Raw genomic sequence first — 1,760 nt, 5'->3', positions numbered from 1 at the left:
TTTGAGGATCCTGCCGTATCGCCCGTCGCCTCTTGCAAGCGCGAGGGCGGCGAACAGCCGAGGAACGCGGTGATAGGCGACGGAGAAATCCTCTCGGCAAGCTTTGTGGCCAAGCGCACAGGCCAACCAGCTCTTGCCCACGCCCGCCGGCCCGGTGATGAGAAGACTGTGATGCTTTCTGATCCAGTCGCAGCCGGCGAGCGCCATGAACAGATTGCGGTCAAGACCGCGTGCGGCACGAAAGTCGGCATTCTCGATCTGTGCGTCATGGCGAAGCTTTGCTGCCCTGGCGCGGGCTTCGAAACGCTTCTGGCGGCGCATGGTCGCCTCGCGTTCGAGCAGCATGGCAAGCCATTCGCCGTGCTCGAGGCCGCGCGCTTCGGACTGTGCGTCGAGTTCCAGGAAAGCGGTTGCCATGCCGTAAAGGCCGAGTTCGCGCAGCATGTCGATGGTGGGATTGATCAGCATGGGTGTGTCTCCTCAATGAAAGTAATCAGGGCCCCGCAGATTGGCGTGATCGACGATGGCGGTTGGTTCGGTGGACTGCCTTGCGGCCTTGTGACTGGCGATGAGCGAGGAGATGCTCTTGCAGTTCAGCCCACCGATCTCGACAGCGCGGGCTGACACGGCTTCGGCGCGATCGCGTGTGACATCGCGAAACAGGCGCAGAACACCCAGGCATGTTCGAAAGCCTTGTTCAGGATGTGGGCGGCTGGCGAGGATTGCGACAATCAAGCCTTCCGTCTCAGGGCGGAACCGATCCGGCGTCCACACGGCATATCGCCGGTGGGAGCTGGGCATGTGATCCGGGTCAGTTCCATGGCGAGGACCTCCATAGCGGCGCTGGTGGACGGCAATGCGCTTGCCGCGGTGGAAGATCTCGATGGTGCGCGCCGTTGCTCTCAGATCGACCTGCTGGCGAATGAGGCTGTGCGGCACGGAATAGAAGAAGGTTTTGAACTCGACGTGGTAATCCGTCGAGATGCGGGCCAAACGCCATTCGGCGAATTCGTAGCCTTCGCCCGGAAGGCTGGCGAGTACGGCACGCTCGACACTCTCAAATAGTTGCCGGCGACTGACACCCAGCCGGCGCATGACGTGGTCGTTGATACGATCGAGTGCCTGGCCAATGCGACATTGGCTTCAGCTAGCGAGAAGAAGGTCTGATTGCGCAGACGCCCAAAAATGCAGGACTGGGCGAAACGCACTCCATTCTCCATTTTCGATTTGTCCGAAGCTTTCTTGGCGTGCCGGAAGAACGCCGACGCCATAGTGGGATGCCATCATGCCGTAGCTACGGTTGATCTCGGGATCGTAGAAGCTGGCGCGACTGACGCCAGACTTCAGATTGTCGGTAACGATCAGCCGGGGAACGCCTCCAAAGAAACGAAACATCCGGACACGCGAGCCGATCCAGTCGGGGAGCGTTTGCGTTCAGGTCGCCTCCGCATAGGTGAAGCTGGATGCGCCCAGCACCGCCACGAAGATCTCTGCCTCGCGGATCTCACCGGTTTTGCGATCAACAATCGGGATCTTCTTGCCGGAATAGTCCACAAAGACCTTGTCGCCGGCGGCGTGTTCCTGGCGCATCGTCGGGGAAAGCCGCTGTTCGAAGCTGCGAAAGAGCTTGCAGAATCGGCTGTAGCCATATCCGTCGGGATGACTTCCTCGATACTCCTCCCACAAGATGAGGAGCGTGACGCCCGGCTTCTTGAGCTCGACGGCAAGATGGGCACAGTTCGGCTCTGTGCGCCGCCGCG

General features: G+C 60.6%; 3 protein-coding genes and 1 pseudogene. All 4 read right to left on the bottom strand.

Going from position 1 to position 1,760, the window contains the following annotated elements; genetic code table 11:
* Positions 1-468: ATP-binding protein (locus tag AC0L16_RS33360; protein WP_473625772.1), on the bottom strand; the 468-nt coding region annotated here is incomplete at its 3' end.
* Between the two features lie 12 nt (positions 469-480).
* Positions 481-1,095 carry a Mu transposase domain-containing protein gene (locus AC0L16_RS33355; protein WP_473625771.1) on the bottom strand — a complete coding sequence of 205 codons (615 nt, stop codon included), beginning with the start codon at positions 1,093-1,095 and terminating at the stop codon, positions 481-483.
* A gap of 48 nt (positions 1,096-1,143) precedes the next feature.
* Positions 1,144-1,395 carry a hypothetical protein gene (locus tag AC0L16_RS33350; protein WP_473625769.1) on the bottom strand — a complete coding sequence of 84 codons (252 nt, stop codon included), beginning with the start codon at positions 1,393-1,395 and terminating at the stop codon, positions 1,144-1,146.
* 39 nt (positions 1,396-1,434) lie between these two features.
* A pseudogene (locus AC0L16_RS33345) lies at positions 1,435-1,760 on the bottom strand (IS21 family transposase); the annotation flags it as partial.

The organism is Mesorhizobium sp. WSM4848, assembly GCF_055811375.1.
This window is presented reverse-complemented; position numbering and strand designations above follow the sequence as displayed.

Excerpts from the sequence above, each read along its gene's own strand:
- AC0L16_RS33355 (WP_473625771.1), bottom strand. The coding sequence starts at position 1,095 with ATGCGCCGGCTGGGTGTCAGTCGCCGGCAACTATTTGAGAGTGTCGAG.
- AC0L16_RS33350 (WP_473625769.1), bottom strand. The coding sequence starts at position 1,395 with ATGTTTCGTTTCTTTGGAGGCGTTCCCCGGCTGATCGTTACCGACAAT.